Consider the following 18,593-nt stretch of genomic DNA (forward strand, 5'->3'; position numbering starts at 1 on the left):
GAGGGGGCGGGAGGGGGGTGGGGGGGGAGGGAGGGGGTGGGGCCCCAGAAGGCGAAATGGAAAGCCTGGTCAGAAGTGCGGCGCGGCCCCCAGAAGTGCAGCGTGGCCCCAGCCCCTCAGCCCCGTACTCCCCGCAGTGCCATGCGGACCGCGGCGTCCGTGATCGCTCCGGGGTCCTCTGCGGCTCCCAGTTCGATCCGGCGCACGGCCGCGTCCACGACTCCCTGCAGCAGCATGGCCGCCATGCGTGGCTGCTGATGTCCGAGCGCTTCGAGGGCTTCGACGATCATGGCGACGAGGCCGCCGTGCGCGGCGCGGATCTTCTCGCGGGCGCCGGCGTCGAGCTCACTGGAGGAGATGGCGACCACGGCGCGGTGACGCCGGTCGCCGACGAGGGCGAGCTGGGAGCGGACGTACGCCTCGACCTTGCCCTCGGGTTCCTGGGCCTGCTCCATCGCCGTCTCGACCTCGGCCGCCCAGACCGGGAAGTCGACCTCGCAGAGCTCTTCCACGACGGCGGCGCGGGAGCGGAAGTACTCGTAGACGGAGGATCTGGCGAGGCCTGTGCGCTCGGCGAGGGCGGGGAAGGTCAGCGCTTCCGTACCGCCTTCGGACAGGAGGGAGCGCGCGGCGTCCAGCAGGGCGCCGCGCTGCATCGACCGGTGCTCGGCCACTGAGGCCGCTCGAATCCTTGGCACGGTTCCACTTTACGGAGCCGACGCCTGTCACGGGAGTCGGCTCGGGCACCAAGGGGAACCGGTTGGGCTGAGCTGTGCTGGTCAGGGGGCGCAGGAGCGGCCGGGGTGGCTTCGAGGGAGCGTCTCGGGCGGGGTGCGCGGATCGGCTGGGGCGCTGGGCGCTGCCCGCCGTGGTGCTGTGCCGTGCGCTGCCGGGGCATGGGGTCCGGCCTTGCCGTGGCAGGACCGATTCAGCGTCCGAAGCCTGCCAGCTTCGCTCTGAGTTGCAGTACGGACTTGGTGTGGATCTGGCTGACGCGGCTCTCGGTGACGCCGAGTACATTGCCGATCTCGGCGAGTGTGAGCCCTTCGTAGTAGTAGAGGGTCACTACGGTCTTCTCGCGTTCCGGAAGTGTGTTGATGGCCCGGGCGAGCAGTCTGCGCAGCTCACGGTCCTCGGCGATCTCCACGGGGTTCTCGGCGGCGGTGTCCTCAAGGGTGTCCATGAGGCTGAGGCGGTCGCCGCTTTCGCCGCCGACGTGCAGGAGTTCTTCGAGGGCGACGACGTTGGCGAGGGACAACTGGCTGAAGACCGCGTGGAGTTCCTCGATGGCGATGCCCATCTCCGCGGCCACTTCGGTCTCGGAGGGGGTGCGCCTGAGCTGGGCTTCGAGGGTGGCGTAGGCGCGCTCGACGTTGCGTGCCTTCTGCCGGACGGAGCGGGGGATCCAGTCGAGGGCGCGCAGTTCGTCGATCATCGCGCCGCGGATGCGGGTGATCGCGTAGGTCTCGAATTTGATCTCGCGCTGGATGTCGAACTTCTCGATGGCGTCGATGAGTCCGAACACTCCCGAGGAGACGAAGTCCGCCTGTTCCACGTTGGGCGGCAGACCCACGCTGACTCGGCCCGCGACGTATTTCACCAGCGGCGAGTAGTGCAGGATCAGCTGTTCGCGCAGCCGTCCGTCGCCCGTCGCCTTGTACGACCGCCACAGCTCGTCGAGCGACGAGGGTGCGGGCGGCCGCGCACCGTCACGGGCGGCGGGAGTAACCGCCGCCGCCCGGTCGGACCCGGAGGTGTGCTGGGGCATTCGTCGCCTTGAGCCGTTCTGCCGTGAACCGAGATTGCTTGTCGAAGTCGGAAGCCTTGTGAGCGTAGCGTGACTGGAGTGTCGCAGTGTGCGAAGAGTATGGGATCGCGGGTGCGCGGATACGTTCAGTTGCTCGGTGGTTCCCTCCTTTTCGGGTATCGCGGCGGACTTGTGGTGAGGGCCGCGACGCAGAATCTGCCAAGGTCATCGGGGATCGTCCGGAGAGCGCAATGCTCGTTGTCAGGCCTCTTTCGGTGAGTGAAAGTCGGATATGAACGCCTGGCGTGTCAACTGCCAGCCGTCGCCGTGTCGTTCGACGAAGCCGAGGGACTGGAGTTCGTAAAGGCCGGCGACGGTGTCGTCCTCGGTTGCCGCCGCGCCGCGGGCGATGTCGTCCACGCGGGCGGTGGTGCGCGCCGGGAGTGCGGCGAGCACGCGTGCGGTGCGCGGCGCCAAAAGGTCGCGCGGCACGACGGGGCCGCGCCGCTCCGGGGCGAGCTGGCCCATTTCTCCGACGAGTTCGATGACTTCGGCGGCGTCGGTGACGAGGACACCTTCGCCGCGCAGGAGTTGATGCACACCTGCGGAGCGTGCGCTGGTGGCGGGCCCCGGTACTCCCATTGTGTGCCGCCGGAGCCGCTGTGCGCTGCGGGCCGTCACCAGTGCTCCGCTGCGGAGTGCGGCTTCGACGACGACGGTGCCGCGGGTGAGGGCGGCGATGACGCGGTTGCGTTGGATGAAGCGGTAGGCGGTGGGGTGGGCTCCGGGTGGCAACTCGCCGATGAGCAGGCCTTGTTCGGCGATTCGGTCGAGGAGCTCTGCGTGTCCGCGCGGGTAGGGTGTGTCGACTCCGCTGGCGAGGATCGCGGCGGTGGCTCCGCCGGCCCCCAGTGCTCCGCGGTGTGCGGCGCCGTCGATGCCGTAGGCGCCGCCGGAGATGACGACCCAGCCGTGTTCGGCCAGGCCTGTGGCGAGCTGGGCGGCCATGTGGGCGCCGTAGTCGGAGCAGGCGCGGGCGCCGACCACGGCGACGGAGCGGAGGGCCCATATCCGTGGGTCCGGGCGGCCTCGTACCCAGAGTCCGATGGGTTGGGCGTCGCCGAGGTCGGCCAGCTGGCCCGGCCACTGGGGGTCGCCTGGGCAGATGAACCGGGCTCCGGCGGCGTGGGCGGTCTCCAGGTCCGCCTCGGGTTGTGCGGCCGCGGCGCGATTGCGGAGCCCTGCGATGTGCCGGGTGGTGGCGCCGGTCAGGGGCGGGCCATCTTCGGTGAGGCGGCGCAGGAGGCCGGCGGCGCCGTGGGTGCGCAGCCAGCGGCCGCCGGTTTCGTCGCCTGGTTCGAGTACTCGGGTGAGGGCGACCCTGGCCAGCCGCTCCTCTTGTGGGTTCGGTGCCTGGCTGTGTGGGGTCATGGGCTGACCGCCATGGGGGCGCCGCGGGGGATGCCGGTGCGCAGTTGCAGTGCGAGGTTCACGTCGGGGGCTTCCGGGCGGTCGCGTCCGGCCAGGTCGGCGATGGTCCAGGCGATGCGCAGTACCCGGTCGAGGCCGCGTGCGGTGAGCAGGCCGCGCTCCAGGTCGTGTTCGGCTTCGTCGAGGGCGCCGGGGGTGGTGCGCCATCGGGTGCGCAGTGTGTGTCCCGGCACTTCGCTGTTGGTGGTCCAGGGGGTGTCTGTGAGGCGTGCCGTGGTGCGTTCTCTTGCCTGTCGTACGCGGTCGGCGACTTGGTCGGTGCTGTCGCCTCGCAGGGTGGCGCCGGTGAGGTCGGCGCGGGTGACGGGTTCGACTTCGACTTTGAGGTCGACGCGGTCGAGCAGGGGTCCGGAGAGCCGTGCTTGATAGCGGCGGATGGCGCCGGGTGTGCAGCTGCCGGTCTCGCCGAGGAGGGTGCAGCGGCCGCAGGGGCAGGGGTTGGCGGCGAGGATCATCTGGAAGCGTGCGGGCAGTTGCACGACTCCGGCGGCGCGGGCGACGACGACTTGCCCGGATTCGAGGGGCTGGCGCAGGGCGTCCAGGGCTTTGGCGCTGAATTCCGGGGCTTCGTCGAGGAAGAGGACGCCTCGGTGTGCGAGAGATACGGCGCCGGGGCGGGGCAGTCCTGGTCCGCCGCCGATGAGGGACTGCATGGTCGCGGAGTGGTGTGGGGCGCAGTAGGGCGAGGTTTCGACGAGGGGGCGGCCTGGGGGGAGCATGCCTGCGACGGAGTGGACGGCGGTCACTTCGAGGGACTGCTGTCTGGTGAGCGGCGGCATGATCGACGGGAGGCGTTCGGCGAGCATGGTCTTGCCGGCGCCTGGTGGTCCTTGCAGGAAGAGGTGGTGGCCGCCGGCTGCGGCCACTTCGAGTGCGGTGCGTGCGGCGGGTTGGCCGACGACGTCGCCGAGGTCGGCTCCGGTGTCTCCGCGTGCGGAGCTGATGGCGGCGAGTGCGCCGCCGAGGCCCATTCCTGGCGCCATGAGGCCGGAGAGGGTGGGGTCGGGGCGGCTGTCGTCGTCGGGTTCTTCTTCGGGTACGGCTTCGTCGGTGAGGACTGCGATGAGCTGGCGCAGGCTGCGCACGCCGAGGACGGAGACCCCGGGTACGAGTGCTGCTTCGGCGGCGGCTCGTTCGGGCACGACGACCTGGTCGTATCCGGCGTCTGCGGCGGCGAGGACGGCGGGGAGGACGCCGCGCACCGGCAGGACGCGGCCGTCGAGGCCGAGTTCGCCGATCATCACGACGTCGGCGAGGACGCGTGGGTCGATGCGCTCGGCCGCGCCGAGGACGGCGCAGGCCACGGCGAGGTCGAAGCCGCTGCCGCCTTTGGGGACGGAGGCGGGGCTGAGGCCTACGGTGAGCTTCTTCTGTGGCCAGTCGGCGCCGGAGTTGACGACGGCGGCGCGGACGCGGTCGCGGCTTTCGGTGAGGCTCTTGTCGGGGAGGCCGACGAGGGTGAAGGCGGCGACGCCGGGTTCGAGGTCGGCCTGGACCTCGACGACGACGCCTTCGACGCCGACCAGGGCGACGGAGCAGGTGCGGGCGAAGGCCATCAGGCCACCCCCCGGGCGTGCTCGACGACGGGTGCGCCGCGTGGGGGCAGGGTGATCCCGATCAGGTCGATGCGGACGCCGCCGGGTGGTGCTCCGCCGTGTTTGTGCAGCCAGCGCTCGGCCATGGTGCGCAGCCGGTCTGCTTTGGCCGGGGTGAGGGCGGCCATGGGGTGCTGGAAGGCTGCGGCCGAGCGGGCGGGGCCGTCGGCGGGACGGGGTTCTGCCGGGGCTCCTCTGCGGGTTTTGACTTCGCAGATGACGAGGGTGTCCCCGTCGAGGGCGACGATGTCGATCTCGCCGCCGTGGCCGGAGCGCCAGTTGCGCGCCAGGATGGCCAGGCCTGCCTCGGTGAGGCGTCGGGCGGCGAGGTTTTCGCCGTATGTGCCGAGTGCTCCGCGTGCGTTCATGTCGTGCACCACCTCCGGACTCGAAGGTGGTGCACCTGCACACAACTTGTTGATCTTGGTGGATAACCCGCGGGTTGTGGATAACTCCCTCACCCACAGGCGCCCCACGGGCCTCATCGTCGCCCCACAGGCCTCACCCGTCAGCCACGCAGCAGCCGTGCAGCCGTGCAGCCAGGCGGACGAGTAGCCGGCTAGTTGCAGCTCTCAGCCCCCGGGAAGCTCCAGGTCGCTCTTGTTGAGCTCCTCGATGTTCACGTCCTTGAATGTGAGGACGCGGACCTGCTTCACGAACCGGGCCGGCCGGTACATGTCCCAGACCCAGGCGTCCGCCATGGACACCTCGAAGAACACTTCGCCCTGTACGGAGTGCACCTGCATCTCGTAGTCATTGGTGAGATAGAAGCGCCGCTCGGTCTCGATCACGTATTTGAACAGACCGACGACGTCGCGGTACTCCCGGTAGAGCTTCAGCTCCATCTCGGTCTCGTACTTCTCGAGGTCCTCGGCGCTCATGGCATGTTCCCCTTCAGCCGTGCGTCCCCCTATTGTGCGCCAGCCCCGCCCGCCCCTAGACGATTTCCGTGTCCAGGGTCAGCGGACTGCTCGGAGGACCCTCGTCGAGCAGCCTGCGGAGCAGCTCGGCGAGCCTGGTCGGATACACCGTCTCATGTGTGGCCGAGAGTTCCCGGCACGTCCACCACCGCATTCCGGACACACTGCGCTGTTCAAGCTCGGTGAGGCCAGGCATGGCGGTGGCTGTCCGTGTGGTGGCCGAGGTCTTCCGCGTACGCGCGAGGAAGTACCACTCGTCCTGGTCCCAGCGGCTTCCGGCGAAGGGGAAGGAGCAGATCCGCCGCCAGAGGACGGGTCCGAGTTCGACGTCTGTGATGCCGGTTTCCTCGGCCAGTTCCCGCAGTGCGGCCTGCTCGCGGGTTTCGTCGCCCTCGAGGCCTCCTCCAGGGGTGAACCACCAGTTGTCCGCCGGGTTCTCCGGTTCGTGCCCTGACATGAGCAGGATGCGGTCCTGCGGGTCGAGCAGAACGACCCGCGCCACCTTGCGCAGCCTCGCCCCCGCGCCCTCGCCCAGCGGCGCCCCAGCGCCCTCGCCCAGCGGCGCCCCGACGGCCCCGCCCAGCTGCGTCCCGGTCGTAGACCGGTCCGCAGGTTCAGCGGACACCGGCCGGCTCCCTGCGCCGCGCGGGCCGCGCCTTGCGTGCGGACCTCTTGGCGATCGGGCCGTAGGCGGCGCCGCCGAGGATGAGGAGGACTCCGGCCACGACCGAGGCGATGACCAGGCGGAGCGGTCCGGGCTCGGAGAGTCCGCCGGGCAGCGCCTCGAAGCCGGTGGGGCGCTCCAGCATGCCCTTCATCGGCCAGGCCACGGCGTCGACGCGGGCGCTGACGGAGCTGCGCGGCACGGATCCGTTGCCGGCCTCGTCGAGGTGGACGGTGGAGTCGAGGGAGCCGCTGCGCTCGTCGCCGAGCAGGAACAGCCGGCCCTCGGGCACCGTCGTCGGTGGGATTCCGGTGGTGGCGGCCTGTGCGTCCTTGGGGAGATACGGTTCTTCGATCGCTTTGCCGTTGACGGTCAGGCGGCCGTTGTCGTCACAGCAGGCGATCTTGTCGCCGCCGATGCCGACGACGCGCTTGACCATGGGCAGATCGCCCCAGGACTTCTGGTTGAAGACGACGACGTCCCCGCGGCGCACATCCGCGCCGTCTATGCGCTCGGCCAGGACCCGGTCCCCGGCGCCGATCGTCGGGGACATCGACTGGGTGGGGACGGTGTACGGCTGGTAGAGGACCGCGCCCCATACGAATCCGCCGAGGAACAGCACACAGCCGAGGGCCACGGCAAGGCCCGACAGCTTGCTGCCGAGGTTGCCATGGCCCTCGTCCGTACGACGCGTTCTGCTCATCCCAGTCCCCACCTCGGAGAATCGATCCAGCTCGCGGAAGACACACGCGGAAGATCGGCGATCTGGGACGGCACCCTACCCGGCGGTACCTCCGCCAGAAACCCTTCGCTTGCGCCACAGTACGACCGGCACCACGCTCGCGAGCACCAGGGCACCCGGTGCGACGGCCGCCCTGGTGTCGGCGGAGAGCGGCGCGGCGGCGTTGATGCCGGGCTGGTCGAAGGTGTCGGGGACGGGCAGCGTGCCCCAGCGGTCGATGGGCCAGGCCTTCACGAAGGCACGTCCCACGACGTTGTCGACGGGCACGAAGCCGCCGCCCGGGTCCTGCTGGTGGTAGCGGGAGTCCAGGGAGTTCTGGCGGTTGTCGCCCATGACCCAGATCTTGCCGTCGGGCACGGTGACCTTGAACTGGCCGCCCTGGTCGTCGTCGCTGCAGGGGGTGCCGCGGGTGACGTACTCCTTCTCGTTGAGCGCGTGGCCGTTGACCTTGAGGGGTCCTGTGCCGTTGCACTCGACGGTGTCGCCCGCGACGCCGACGACCCGCTTGATGAGGTCCTTCTCCTCGGCGGACGGCATCAGGCCGATGAAGCTGAGGGCCTTCTGCACCGCGTTGGGAGTGGGGGTGGGCTCGCCGCGCAGCCAGTTGCCCGGGTCGTTGAAGACGACGACCTCACCGCGCTCGGGCTCGGAGCCGAACCAGGGCGTGAGCTTGTCCACGAGGACCCGGTCGCCCTGCTGCAGGGTGTTCTGCATCGAGTCCGAGGGGATCGAGAACGCCTGCACGAGGAACGTCTTGATGAGCAGCGCGAGCAGCAGCGCGATACCGATGAGGAGCGGGAGCTCCTTCCAGAACGAACGGTGCTTGCCCGGGTTCTTGCCGGTGCGGCCGCCGGGCTCCTCGTCGGATGCGGGGCCCGGCATCGCGGTGCCGTCGGTGCCGGCGGAGCCGCCGCTGATCACGTCGCGTTCATCCTCGGGTTCGTCGTGTCCGGATCGTGCGCCGACGGCCAAATCCCCCACATCCACTCCTCGTTCTGTGCCGCTGCCTGCCCCGTGCGCGATGCAGGCCTACCACTCCCATAACGAGCGGGAGTTCCGCAGGGCTCGGGAGGGGGACTTTCACGTTCAAATCCTCGGGTGCCACCCTATGCGACGTGCCCAGAGCGGTGTCCGACCCGCCGGGCGCGTCCGTCGCATCCGGTACGGAGGCGTAGGTCGCTCGTTCTTCCAGTGTGCGCCAGTGCCCGACGGGCCACGCTATGACCTTGGCGGTGCCGACGACCTGGTCCTGGGAGACGGTGCCCTTGAAGGCCGAGTCGATATGGAAGCGGGAGTCGGCGGAGTCGGAGCGGTGGTCGCCCATCACGAACAGCCGGCCTTCGGGCACCTTGACGTCGAAAGTCCTGTTTGAGGGCTTGTCGAGGTCGTCGGGGTGCAGATACGGCTCGGTGACGGCGACGCCGTTGACGGTGACCTTGCCGTCCTTGTCGCAGCACTTCACGCGGTCGCCGCCGACCGCGACGACGCGTTTGATGAGGTCCTGCTCGTCGTCGGAGGGGAGCAGGCCGATGAAGGTCAGTGCTTCCTTGGCCTGCTTGACGCCGATGGGGTCGTCCTTCTTCGTGGGCTGCTGCTCGGCTCGCAGCCAGCCGCCGGGGTCCTTGAACACGACGACGTCACCGCGCTGTGGTTCGGCGCCGAACCAGGGGGTGAGCTTGTCGACGAGCACCCGGTCCCCGATGCGGATGGTCTGCTCCATGGAGCCCGAGGGGATCACGAAGGCCTGGACGAGGAAGGTCTTCAGGACGAGCGCGATGAGGACGGCGACACCTATGAGGAGGGGTATCTCCTTGATCGCGGAGCGCCTTCTGCGGCGTTTGACCTTGCGGGCCAGTTTGCGCCGCTCGGCCCGTCCGGGGCGCGCCGGGCCGCTGGTGGGCCGGGTTCCGGTGGGCAGGCGGGTGTCGTGGCGGTGGCTCGACCGCGGCTTGCCACGGCTACCCATGAGCACCGTCCGGCCTCGGCACCCCGGCGAAGGCGTCGGGGCGGTCGATGGAGCCGGAGCGGTCGAGGGGCAGACCGATCAGGTCGGCCCGGCCCACCACGGTGTCGAGGGGCACCATGCCGCCTCCCGGTGAGCCCAGGTGATCGCGGGAGTCACTGGAGTCGCTGCGGTGGTCGCCGAGGACGAACAGGGTCCCCTCGGGCACCACGACGTCGAACGGCACCGTCGACGGGACATCCCCCGGATACAGATACGCCTCGTCCACCGGCTCCCCGTTCACCTCGACCCTCCCCTGCTTGCCGCAGCAGACCACCCGGTCACCGCCGACGCCCACCACACGCTTGATGTAGTCGGAGTCGCCGAAGTAGCCGCTGCCGTCGAACACGACGACATCGCCGCGCCGGGGCTCGGAACCGAAACGGTACGCCAACTTGTTCACCAGCACCCTGTCTCCGGCCGTGAGCGTGGGCTCCATCGAGCTGCTGGGGATCAGGAAGGGCTGCATCACGAAGGTGCTGACGAGGAGCAGGAAGACCAGGCACAGCACACCGGTCACACCGGCCCGGCGCCAGCGTCGCGCAGAGGGCGTCAACGGCGGCCGCGGGGCGGCGGAGTCGTCCGGCACAGCAGCAGCGGATTCGTCCGGCACAGCGGCGGCGGAGCCGTGCGGCGCCGGCCCGGCGGATGGTTCCGGCTCCGGCATCAGCCCGGCGGGTGCGTCCGACGCCGGCCCGGTGGACGCTTCCGGCGACGGCCCGCCGCATGAGTCCGGCGTATCGGCGGACCGGTCCGGCGTACACGAAGAGCGCGACCCTTCCTCCTCCCCCTCGGTGTCCCGGGGTTCGAAGGAGCGGTCGCGCTCCGCGTGCTGTGCTGCTTCGGTGTCCATCGGGGTCAGAGCCTATCCGGCCGCCCCGTGGGACCTGGATCCGAGGACCCGTAGGGGTCCTGGGTCCTGGCGCGAGATCAGTTCTCGCGCTTCTCCTTGATCTTCGCGGCCTTGCCGCGCAGCTCGCGCAGGTAGTACAGCTTGGCGCGGCGGACGTCACCCTTGGTGACGAGCTCGATCTTCTCGACGATCGGGGTGTGCACCGGGAAGGTGCGCTCGACGCCGACGGAGAACGAGACCTTGCGGACCGTGAAGGTCTCGCGGACACCGGCGCCCTGGCGGCGGATGACTACGCCCTTGAACTGCTGCACACGGGAGCGGTTGCCCTCGATGACGCGCACGTGGACGTTGACCGTGTCGCCCGGGCGGAAGGCCGGGACGTCGCTGCGCAGCGAAGCGGAGTCGACGGAGTCGAGCAGGTGAGCCATGATCGTCTGCTTCCTCGCTGATGCCACAGGTCATCAGCGGAATATCGTGATGAGTTTCGGGGTGCTGCCGCGTCGGGCGGGACGTCGTCTCCCCCTGTGGCAGGGGCGCCGCGCTGGACGTACAACAGCTGTCTATTCTTCCACGGCCTCGGCCCTGCGCCAAAATCGTCCGCTGCGCTCCGGCTCGGGGTCCGGTTCCCAGCCGAGGATGGAGAGCATCTCGCGGTCCTTCTTGTCGAAGGCCGTGGGTTCACAACGCTCAATCAGGTCGGGCCTGTTGGCGGTGGTGCGCTTGAGCGCCTCGTCCCTGCGCCAGCGGGCGATCTTGCCGTGGTGGCCGCTGACAAGGACCTCGGGGATGTCACGGCCGCGCCAGGTGGGCGGCTTGGTGTGGACGGGTCCTTCGAGGAGGTTGGCCATGGCGCCGGGCGCGAAGGAGTCGTCGCGGTGGGATTCCGCGTTGCCGAGGACACCGGGCAGGAGCCGGGCCACGGCCTCGGTGATCACCAGGACCGCGGCCTCGCCGCCGGCCAGGACGTAGTCGCCGATGGACACCTCGTAGACCGGCATCCTGGTGGCGTACTCGTCGATGACGCGGCGGTCGATGCCCTCGTAGCGGGCCGGGGTGAAGACCAGCCACGGCCGGGAGGAGAGCTCTACGGCGAGTTCCTGGGTGAAGGGCCGGCCGCTGGGGGTGGGGACGACCATGACCGGGCCGCCCCTGCCCGCCTCGTAGCCGTCGGCGAGCAGCGCGTCGACGGCCTCGCCCCAGGGCTCGGTCTTCATGACCATGCCGGGGCCGCCGCCGTAGGGGGTGTCGTCGACGGTGTTGTGCCGGTCGTACGTCCAGTGCCGCAGGTCGTGCACGTGGACGTCGAGCTGTCCGCGGGCGCGCGCCTTGCCCACGAGGGAGACGTTCAGGGGCTCGAGGTACTCGGGGAAGATCGTGACGACGTCGAGCCGCATCAGGACTCTTCCTTCGGGGCCTTCGAGGCCTTCGAGGCCTTTGGGGCGGCCCCCGCCTCCGCTGTGTCCCCGGCATCCCCCGCGTCCGCGTTCTCGGCGTTCTCGGCGTTCTCCGCGTCCCGCGCGGACGCGATCTCCGCGCGGTCGTCGATGAGGCCGGGCGGCGGGTCGATGACCGCGCGCTGCTCGTCCAGGTCGATCTCGGTGACGATCTCCTCGACGAAGGGGATCATCACCTCGGTGCCGTCGGTCCGCTCGACGATGAAGAGGTCCTGCGAGGCGAGGTGGGAGATCTCCGTGATCCGGCCGACCTCCTCGCCGTCGACGGTCACGACGTCCAGGTCCATGAGCTGGTGGTCGTAGTACTCGTCGGGGTCCTCGGGGAGTTCCCCGGGGTCGACGTCGGCGATGAGGAGGGTGTTGCGCAGGGCCTCGGCGGCGGTGCGGTCGCGTACCCCCTCGAAGCGCAGCAGGAGACGGCCGCTGTGCACCCGGCCGGTGGCGATGGTGAGCGGTCCCGTGCCCGCGGGGTCGGTGGCCAGGACGGCACCGGGCGCGAGGCGCAGCTCCGGTTCGTCGGTGCGTACCTCGACGGTCACCTCGCCCTTGATGCCGTGGGCGCGGCCGATGCGTGCGACTACGAGCTGCACTTGCTGTTCTCTCCTGTCGTACGACGACGGGCCGGGGCGGACCCGAAGGCCCTCCCCGGCCCGTGCCGGTGCTGCGTTGTGCTCAGTGGACCTGGTCGACGTCGACGAGGTCGACGCGGACGCCACGGCCACCGATGGCACCCACGACGGTGCGCAGGGCACGCGCGGTGCGGCCGTTACGGCCGATCACCTTGCCGAGGTCGTCGGGGTGGACCCGGACCTCGAGGACGCGCCCGCGGCGCAGGTTGCGGGATGCGACCTGCACGTCGTCGGGGTTGTCGACGATGCCCTTCACGAGGTGCTCGAGAGCCTCCTCGAGCATGCTCAGGCCTCGGTCGACTCAGAGGCGGTGGACTCGGCCGGGGCCTCGTCCGCCTTCTTGTCGGCCTTCTTCGCCTTCTGCGTGATGGCCTCGCCCTTGGGCTCGTCCTCGGTGCTCACGGCGTCGAAGGTCGGACGGGCCGCCTTCGGCTCCGGCTGGAGCAGCGGCGCCGGGGCGGGCTCGCCCTTGTGCTTCTGCCAGTCGCCGGTCTTCTTGAGGATGGCCATGACGGGCTCGGTCGGCTGCGCGCCGACGGAGAGCCAGTACGCCACGCGCTCGGCGTTGACCTCGATGCGCGAGGGGTTCTGCACCGGGTGGTACAGACCGATCTCCTCGATGGCCCGGCCGTCACGGCGGGTACGGGAGTCGGCGACGACGATGCGGTAGTGAGGCGCGCGGATCTTGCCCAGACGCTTCAGCTTGATCTTGACTGCCACTGGAGTGGTGTCTCCTGGTCTTGACGTGGTTGGGCACAACGGGATGCCACGTGGGGTTGCGGTACTCGGAGTGCCCGATGGACGCGTCAGCCGGAGGAGAGAGGGGTCCTGTGCGGCTGTCGAGTACAGCTAGCCATTGTGCCATAAGACGCCGGGGCGGCCGACCGCGGGCGGTGGCCGCCCCACCAGGGGCTCCTGGCTCAGCTCGCGGCGGCCACGACGGCCTCCGGGATACGGAAGGGCTTGCCGCAGCCGCCGCACATGATGGGTGCCTGGGCGAGGACCGAGGGCACCACGCGGACATTGCGGCCGCAGTCGCAGACGGCCTTGACGCGGACGCCGCCGCCGGACGAGCCGTGCCGGGCGGCCGGGCCGCGGAAGCTGCGGGCGGTGTCCTCCGAGGTCGCGGCGGAGTGCGCCTTGACGGCGCGCTGGAGTCTCTCGATCGTCGGGCGATAGCGCTTCCTGGCCTCCGGGTTCAGGGTGACCAGCGAGAAGCCGCTGCTGGGATGTGGCTCCTCGGGATGGTCAAGGCCCAGCTCCTCGGCGATCGCCAGGAAGCGGCGGTTGTGGTAGCGGCCTGCGCGTGAGGTGTCGCGGACGCCGCGGGCGGCGGCGATGCCGTGGACTGCCTCGTGCAGCAGTCGCTCGAAGGAGAGCTCGGCGCCGCAGGCGGACGAGGACTCTCCGATCAGGGACTCGGGCGCGGCAAGGTCCGGCAGCTCGGAGTGGTGCCGCTGAATGTCGGCCCACGCCTGCGCCAGCTCTGCGGCGAGAACAGGTGGTGTCGTGCTCACGTCGTGACAACGAGCCGGGGGCCCTCGGTGTTCCTATTACGGGGCATCCCAAATAATTTGCACGTACCAGTCAGTTGCCGCTGATGCGTCCTGACGAGGGCGGGTGCGCTGATCTGCGGAGAAGGCTCACAGCTCACACCAAGGTGGTACGTAGTACCGCGTACGCCCCCGTGATGAGTGCGTGCGCTCCGGCGCGTAGACCAAGTCCACACGCCGGGGCGGCAGTTGTCAGCAGGTGCGCAAGAGACCTTTAGGACTCTTTACGCTCTTCACGTCGGCGGGAGCGGCCCGGTGGGGCCGCCCGGTGGGACCGCTCAGTACGCGCGCGCCACGATGGCGACGGTACCGGGAGCGTCGTCCGCCTCGGGCACCGACCCGTCCTCGGCGACCAGACACCGTACGGTCACCGACTGCTCGGCCAGCTTCGCCTCGCCCTCGGGGCCGAGGGCCGCCCACGGGATGCGCGCCCAGCCGGTGGCCGCCGCCTCGACGGCCTCTTCCGGGGTGGACACGTCCCTGGTGCGCGCGATGCGGCGTTCGCGGGACTCGCGCAGGAGCTGCGCCTGGTCGTCCTCCAGGGCCTTGGGCAGCAGTTCGGCGAGGGCGTCGAGGGCGACCGGCTCCTTGCCACCGGGGATACGGCGGGCCAGCATCGCGGTGCCGTTCTCCAGGTCGCGCAGGCCGATCTCCACGCGCGCGGGGACGCCCTTGAGTTCCCAGTCGACGGCACGGCGCCCGAAGGGGGTGTCCACGCGGTCGTCGATGTGGACGCGCAGTCCGGCCGCTTTCAGTACGGCGCCGACTTCGCGGACCTTGGCGACCGCCTCGTCGCCCTTGATCGCCATGACGACGACCTGGGTGTGCGCGAGGCGCGGCGGGACCCTGAGGCCGTTGTCGTCGCCGTGCATCATCACCAGGGCGCCGACCATGCGGGTCGTGGAGCCCCAGGACGTCTGCCAGACGTACTCCTGCTTGCCGTCCTTGGACAGGTACTGGGTGCCGAAGGCCTTCGCGAAGTTCTGGCCCAGCTCGTGGCTCGTGCCCATCTGCAGGGCCTTGCCGTCGCCCATCATGCCCTCAAGGGTGAGGGTGTTGACGGCGCCGGCGAAGCGCTCCTTGGGGGTCTTGCGGCCGAGGACGACATCCATGGCGAGGACGTTCTCCATGAACTCCGCGTACACGTTCTTGTGGATGTGCGCGGCGTAGTCCCGGGCGTCCTCCTGTGTGGCGTGCGCGGTGTGGCCCTCCTGCCAGAGGAACTCGCTGGTGCGCAGGAACAGGCGGGGGCGCATCTCCCAGCGGACCACATTGGCCCACTGGTTGATGAGCAGGGGCAGGTCGCGGTAGCTCTGCACCCACTTCGCGAAGTAGTCGTTGATGATCGTCTCTGAAGTGGGGCGGACGACGACGGGCTCTTCCAGCTCCTTGCCGCCGCCGTGCGTGACGACGGCGAGCTCGGGCGCGAAGCCCTCGACGTGCTCGGCTTCCTTCGTCAGGTACGACTGCGGGATGAACAGCGGGAAGTAGGCGTTCTGGGCGCCGGCTTCCTTGATGCGGGCGTCCATCTCCTGCTGCATCCGCTCCCACAGGCCGTAGCCGTACGGTCGGATGACCATGGTGCCGCGCACCGGGCCGTTGTCGGCCAGTTCGGCCTTGCTGATCAGGTCCTGGTACCAGCGGGGGAAATCGTCCGCCCGGGGCGTGAGAACGGGAGCCTTTGCCATGGCGCGCATGGTACGGCGCGGCCTGCTCCGGACGGGAGTTCTCCAGGCCGCCGCGGGTCAGGGCCGGGGGCGGCACCGGCGCCTCCGGGGGGCGCACGGCGGGGGCACGCAAGCATTACCCCACAGGCTCTGGACGCGGAGACGGATGCGGAGTTCCCTGGCATACGGGGGGAGTACGAGCGCACCGCACGGGGGCGGACGAACCGTAGAAACACACCACAGCCGTTTCTCTCGGCACCCTGGAACCTCTCGGCGATTGGGGCGCATTCCATGACACCTACGCTCGTGCAGCAGCACCTTCCGCACCCGGGTACGGCGACGCCCCGCGACACGGAAGCGTGTGCACGCGCGCGTGACTGGGCGGAGATCCAGGAGCGGATGCTCGTGCCTCTCTATGAGGCCGTCTACGAGCGGCTCGAAGTGGGCGCGCACACCCGGCTGCTCGGCCTGGGCTGCGGCTCCGGGCTCGCCCTGCTCATAGCGGCGTCCCGCGGCGCGGCCGTCACCGGCGTGGAGCCGGCGGCACACGAACGCCTCGCGCTGGCCCGTGAGCGTCTGACTCCGGACGGCCCCTGGGGCACGGACTGCCGGGGCGACGCCACCCGTCTTGTGAAGGGCACCCCCGGGGACGCGGCGGACCCGGCCCTTCCGGCATACAACCTGGTGACCGCCTTCCATCCGATCGGCTGCATGGCGGGCGACTCCGAAGGTCTTGCCGCCACCCTGGAAGCGGCCGCCCCGCTCGCCGAGCGCGGCACCCCGGTGGTGCTCGCCGGGTGGGGCCCGCCGGAGCGCTGCACCACGTCGGCGGTCCTCAGGGTGGCGACGCGGCTCGCGGATCCCCTTCGTGGCGGCGGCAGTTGGCGCCCCGCGCTCCGGGACGACCTGGAGGACGTGGCGCAGCGGGCCGGCCTCAAGCCGGACGGCTCAGGGCGGGTGGCGTGCCCCTTCGGGTACGCGACCATGCGCAGCGCGGTGCGCGGACTGCTGTCGACGGGGCTGTTCGAGGCGGCGGTCGAGGCGACCGATCACGCGCAGGTGGAGAAGGAGCTGACGGAGGCGCTCCATCCGCATCTGCGCCGGGACGGGACCGTGTGGATGGCCAATGTGTTCCGGTACTTCATCGCGCGTACGACGTAGGCGCTCCTCGTACGAAGGAGGGGTCCGCGTACGAAGGAGGGGTCCGCGTCGTACGAAGTAAGCGTTCCGCGTGCGAAGTAGGCGTTCCGCGTACGGCGCAGGGGCCGGCCGACCGTCCCGCCCGCTCTGCGCCTAGTCCGTCTTGGTGAGCCGTGTGATGCCCGCGGCCCGGTACGCCTCCGCCTCTTCGAGGGTCTCGTTGGCGAGCAGGGCCTCGGCGAGTGCGTCCAGCTTGCCGCGGTTCTCGCGGAGTTGGCGGCAGGCGCTGTCGTAGCACTCGTCGACGATGCGGCGCATTTCGCCGTCGATGGCGTCGAGGGTCTCGGGGGCGGCGGCGAGTCCGTAGGCCTGCTGGGCGTCGTTGGGCAGGGCGGAGAGGCGGCCCACGCGTTCGCTCATGCCCCAGCGGCCGACCATGCCGCGGACGATGTTGGTGACCTGTTCCAGGTCGTTCTCGGCGCCGGTGGTGATGACGTCGAAGACGACCTGCTCGGCCGCCATGCCGCCGAGCGCGCCGATGATGCGGCCGCGCAGATACTCCTCCGTGTAGGCGTACTTGTCGGCGTCCGGCGTGGAGAGGGTGACGCCGAGCGCACGGCCGCGCGGCACGATGGTGATCTTGCGGACCGGGTCGGCGCCCGGCTGCAGCATGCCGAGCAGGGCGTGCCCCGACTCGTGGTAGGCCGTGCGGCGGCGTTCCTCCTCGGGCATCACCAGGGGCCGCTCGGCCCCGAGTTGGACCTTCTCCAGGGCGTCGGAGAGGTCGGACTGCGTGACTTCGGACTGCTGGCGCTTGACCGCGAGCAGGGCCGCCTCGTTGGCCAGGTTGGCGAGTTCGGCGCCGGTCATGCCCGGTGTCGTACGGGCGACCTGGGCGAGGTCGACATCTCCGGCGAGCGGGATCTCCCGGGTGTGGATCCTGAGGATGGCCTCGCGGCCCTTGCGGTCGGGCGGGCTGACGGTGACGGTGCGGTCGAAGCGTCCCGGCCGGGTCAGGGCGGGGTCGAGGATGTCGGCGCGGTTGGTGGCGGCGAGGACGACGACGCCCTCGGAGCCGGTGAAGCCGTCCATCTCGGTGAGGATCTGGTTGAGGGTCTGCTCGCGCTCGTCGTGGCCGCCCATGCCGGAGCCGCCGCCGCGGGCCCGGCCGATGGTGTCGATCTCGTCGATGAAGATGATCGCGGGGGCCACCTTGCGGGCTTCGGCGAAGAGTTCGCGTACGCGTGAGGCGCCGACGCCGACGATCATCTCGATGAACTCGGACGCGGAGGCGGAGAAGAACGGCACCCCGGCCTCGCCCGCAACCGCCCGCGCGAGCAGGGTCTTACCGGTGCCGGGCGGGCCCGCGAGGAGCACGCCGCCGGGCATCTTGGCGCCCATCTTGCGGTAGCTGTCGGGGTTCTTGAGGAAGTCGACGACGTCGTTCAGCTCGCCCTCGACCTCGTCGATGCCGGCGACGTCCGCGAAGGTGGTGCGCTTGCCGGCTTCCAGCTCGACGGGCTTGGGCGGCTGCTTCTTGCCGAGCATGCCGCCGCCCGCGCCGCCCATGCCGGCGGCCATCCTGCGGGCCATGAACACCCACAGGGCGACCAGGAGCAGGATGGGGAGGAGGGAGAGGAGGAGGTTGGTGAGGAGGCTCGGCTCCTTGTAGACCGGCTCGGCGGTGACCGTGACGTTCTGCTTGGTCAGTTCGTCCCAGAGCTTGTCGTCGGCGAAGCTCGGCCGCTGGGTGGTGAACTCGTCGTAGGTGCCCTTCTTGTCCCCGTCGCCGTCCGGGATGTCCGCGGCCTTCTTCAGATCGCCCTGGATCTGGTCGCCCTTGGAGTAGATCTTGGAGACGTTGCCCGCGTTGACCTGCTTGCTGAACTCCGTGTACGAGACCTTCGCGGGCGCCTCGTCGCCGAAGAAGGACAGCAGCAGATTGGTGATGAGGTAGACGAGCAGCGCGGTCCAGATCAGGCTGCGCCAGTTCAGCTTCTTCTTCGGGGGCGGCGGCGGAGGCGCGCCCTCGGAGCGCCACGGCTGGTCGGTGCGGTCACGGGGCGGCACGGGGCTGGTCACGCTCGCCATTATTGGCGGATCGAACTAATCGGGCATTTCGAGTCCGCCACCTGG

At 70.1% G+C, this 18,593-nt stretch carries 20 protein-coding genes; 1 reads left to right on the forward strand and 19 read right to left on the reverse strand.

Annotated elements, in window-relative coordinates:
- Positions 1–116 precede the first annotated feature (116 nt).
- The 18 genes from ACFQVC_RS31670 to proS all read right to left on the reverse strand — a co-directional run bounded on the left by ACFQVC_RS31670 (position 117) and on the right by proS (position 15,338).
- Entirely contained in the window at positions 117–674 is a 558-nt protein-coding gene (locus tag ACFQVC_RS31670; protein WP_381837192.1) for a TetR/AcrR family transcriptional regulator, read from the reverse strand.
- A 254-nt stretch (positions 675–928) separates the two neighbouring features.
- The gene (gene whiG, locus ACFQVC_RS31675) at positions 929–1,768 is read right to left on the reverse strand and encodes an RNA polymerase sigma factor WhiG (protein WP_381837068.1); all 840 of its coding nucleotides are present in this window, start codon (positions 1,766–1,768) and stop codon (positions 929–931) included.
- Between the two features lie 240 nt (positions 1,769–2,008).
- Positions 2,009–3,178 (reverse strand): DNA-processing protein DprA, encoded by a 1,170-nt coding sequence (gene dprA / locus ACFQVC_RS31680; protein ID WP_381837070.1) that lies wholly within the window; start codon positions 3,176–3,178, stop codon positions 2,009–2,011.
- On the reverse strand, positions 3,175–4,794 hold the full coding sequence (locus ACFQVC_RS31685) for a YifB family Mg chelatase-like AAA ATPase (protein WP_381837072.1): 1,620 nt from the start codon (positions 4,792–4,794) through the stop codon (positions 3,175–3,177). Before ACFQVC_RS31685 ends, dprA begins: the two co-directional genes overlap by 4 nt.
- The gene (locus tag ACFQVC_RS31690) at positions 4,794–5,201 is read right to left on the reverse strand and encodes a YraN family protein (RefSeq protein WP_381837074.1); all 408 of its coding nucleotides are present in this window, start codon (positions 5,199–5,201) and stop codon (positions 4,794–4,796) included. Before ACFQVC_RS31690 ends, ACFQVC_RS31685 begins: the two co-directional genes overlap by 1 nt.
- Before the next feature lie 204 nt (positions 5,202–5,405).
- On the reverse strand, positions 5,406–5,714 hold the full coding sequence (locus ACFQVC_RS31695) for a DUF2469 domain-containing protein (protein ID WP_003965949.1): 309 nt from the start codon (positions 5,712–5,714) through the stop codon (positions 5,406–5,408).
- Positions 5,715–5,769: 55 nt separating this feature from the next.
- Complete coding sequence (locus ACFQVC_RS31700; RefSeq protein WP_381837194.1) at positions 5,770–6,312, reverse strand: NUDIX hydrolase; 543 nt, start codon at positions 6,310–6,312, stop codon at positions 5,770–5,772.
- 55 nt (positions 6,313–6,367) lie between these two features.
- Positions 6,368–7,120 carry a signal peptidase I gene (lepB, locus tag ACFQVC_RS31705; RefSeq protein ID WP_381837076.1) on the reverse strand — a complete coding sequence of 251 codons (753 nt, stop codon included), beginning with the start codon at positions 7,118–7,120 and terminating at the stop codon, positions 6,368–6,370.
- A 75-nt stretch (positions 7,121–7,195) separates the two neighbouring features.
- The gene (lepB, locus tag ACFQVC_RS31710; RefSeq protein WP_381837078.1) at positions 7,196–8,140 is read right to left on the reverse strand and encodes a signal peptidase I; all 945 of its coding nucleotides are present in this window, start codon (positions 8,138–8,140) and stop codon (positions 7,196–7,198) included.
- Positions 8,088–9,125, reverse strand: a complete 1,038-nt coding sequence (gene lepB, locus ACFQVC_RS31715; RefSeq protein WP_381837080.1) for a signal peptidase I — start codon at positions 9,123–9,125, stop codon at positions 8,088–8,090. The genes lepB (ACFQVC_RS31710) and lepB (ACFQVC_RS31715) overlap by 53 nt, the downstream gene beginning before the upstream one ends.
- Positions 9,118–9,828: a signal peptidase I gene (gene lepB / locus ACFQVC_RS31720; protein ID WP_381837082.1), complete on the reverse strand. Its 711-nt coding sequence runs from the start codon at positions 9,826–9,828 to the stop codon at positions 9,118–9,120. The genes lepB (ACFQVC_RS31715) and lepB (ACFQVC_RS31720) overlap by 8 nt, the downstream gene beginning before the upstream one ends.
- Positions 9,829–10,091: 263 nt before the next feature.
- Positions 10,092–10,442, reverse strand: coding sequence for a 50S ribosomal protein L19 (rplS, locus tag ACFQVC_RS31725; protein WP_381837084.1), 351 nt, complete (start codon positions 10,440–10,442; stop codon positions 10,092–10,094).
- A gap of 132 nt (positions 10,443–10,574) precedes the next feature.
- Positions 10,575–11,408, reverse strand: a complete 834-nt coding sequence (gene trmD, locus ACFQVC_RS31730) for a tRNA (guanosine(37)-N1)-methyltransferase TrmD (RefSeq protein ID WP_381837086.1) — start codon at positions 11,406–11,408, stop codon at positions 10,575–10,577.
- On the reverse strand, positions 11,408–12,058 hold the full coding sequence (rimM, locus tag ACFQVC_RS31735; RefSeq protein WP_381837088.1) for a ribosome maturation factor RimM: 651 nt from the start codon (positions 12,056–12,058) through the stop codon (positions 11,408–11,410). Before rimM ends, trmD begins: the two co-directional genes overlap by 1 nt.
- Before the next feature lie 82 nt (positions 12,059–12,140).
- Positions 12,141–12,380, reverse strand: a complete 240-nt coding sequence (locus ACFQVC_RS31740; protein ID WP_030361979.1) for an RNA-binding protein — start codon at positions 12,378–12,380, stop codon at positions 12,141–12,143.
- A 2-nt stretch (positions 12,381–12,382) separates the two neighbouring features.
- Positions 12,383–12,817 carry a 30S ribosomal protein S16 gene (rpsP, locus tag ACFQVC_RS31745; RefSeq protein ID WP_381837091.1) on the reverse strand — a complete coding sequence of 145 codons (435 nt, stop codon included), beginning with the start codon at positions 12,815–12,817 and terminating at the stop codon, positions 12,383–12,385.
- A 200-nt stretch (positions 12,818–13,017) separates the two neighbouring features.
- Positions 13,018–13,614 carry a hypothetical protein gene (locus tag ACFQVC_RS31750; protein WP_381837093.1) on the reverse strand — a complete coding sequence of 199 codons (597 nt, stop codon included), beginning with the start codon at positions 13,612–13,614 and terminating at the stop codon, positions 13,018–13,020.
- Between the two features lie 314 nt (positions 13,615–13,928).
- The gene (proS, locus tag ACFQVC_RS31755; RefSeq protein ID WP_381837095.1) at positions 13,929–15,338 is read right to left on the reverse strand and encodes a proline--tRNA ligase; all 1,410 of its coding nucleotides are present in this window, start codon (positions 15,336–15,338) and stop codon (positions 13,929–13,931) included.
- A 270-nt stretch (positions 15,339–15,608) separates the two neighbouring features.
- Between proS and ACFQVC_RS31760 the strand changes: the two genes are divergently transcribed.
- On the forward strand, positions 15,609–16,478 hold the full coding sequence (locus ACFQVC_RS31760; RefSeq protein WP_381837097.1) for an SAM-dependent methyltransferase: 870 nt from the start codon (positions 15,609–15,611) through the stop codon (positions 16,476–16,478).
- Positions 16,479–16,610: 132 nt separating this feature from the next.
- On the opposite strand, the gene ftsH is transcribed toward ACFQVC_RS31760, so the two are convergent.
- The gene (gene ftsH / locus ACFQVC_RS31765) at positions 16,611–18,539 is read right to left on the reverse strand and encodes an ATP-dependent zinc metalloprotease FtsH (protein WP_381837099.1); all 1,929 of its coding nucleotides are present in this window, start codon (positions 18,537–18,539) and stop codon (positions 16,611–16,613) included.
- Positions 18,540–18,593 lie beyond the last annotated feature (54 nt).

It is taken from the genome of Streptomyces monticola (assembly GCF_042665355.1).
Classification (GTDB): Bacteria; Actinomycetota; Actinomycetes; order Streptomycetales; family Streptomycetaceae; genus Streptomyces; species Streptomyces monticola.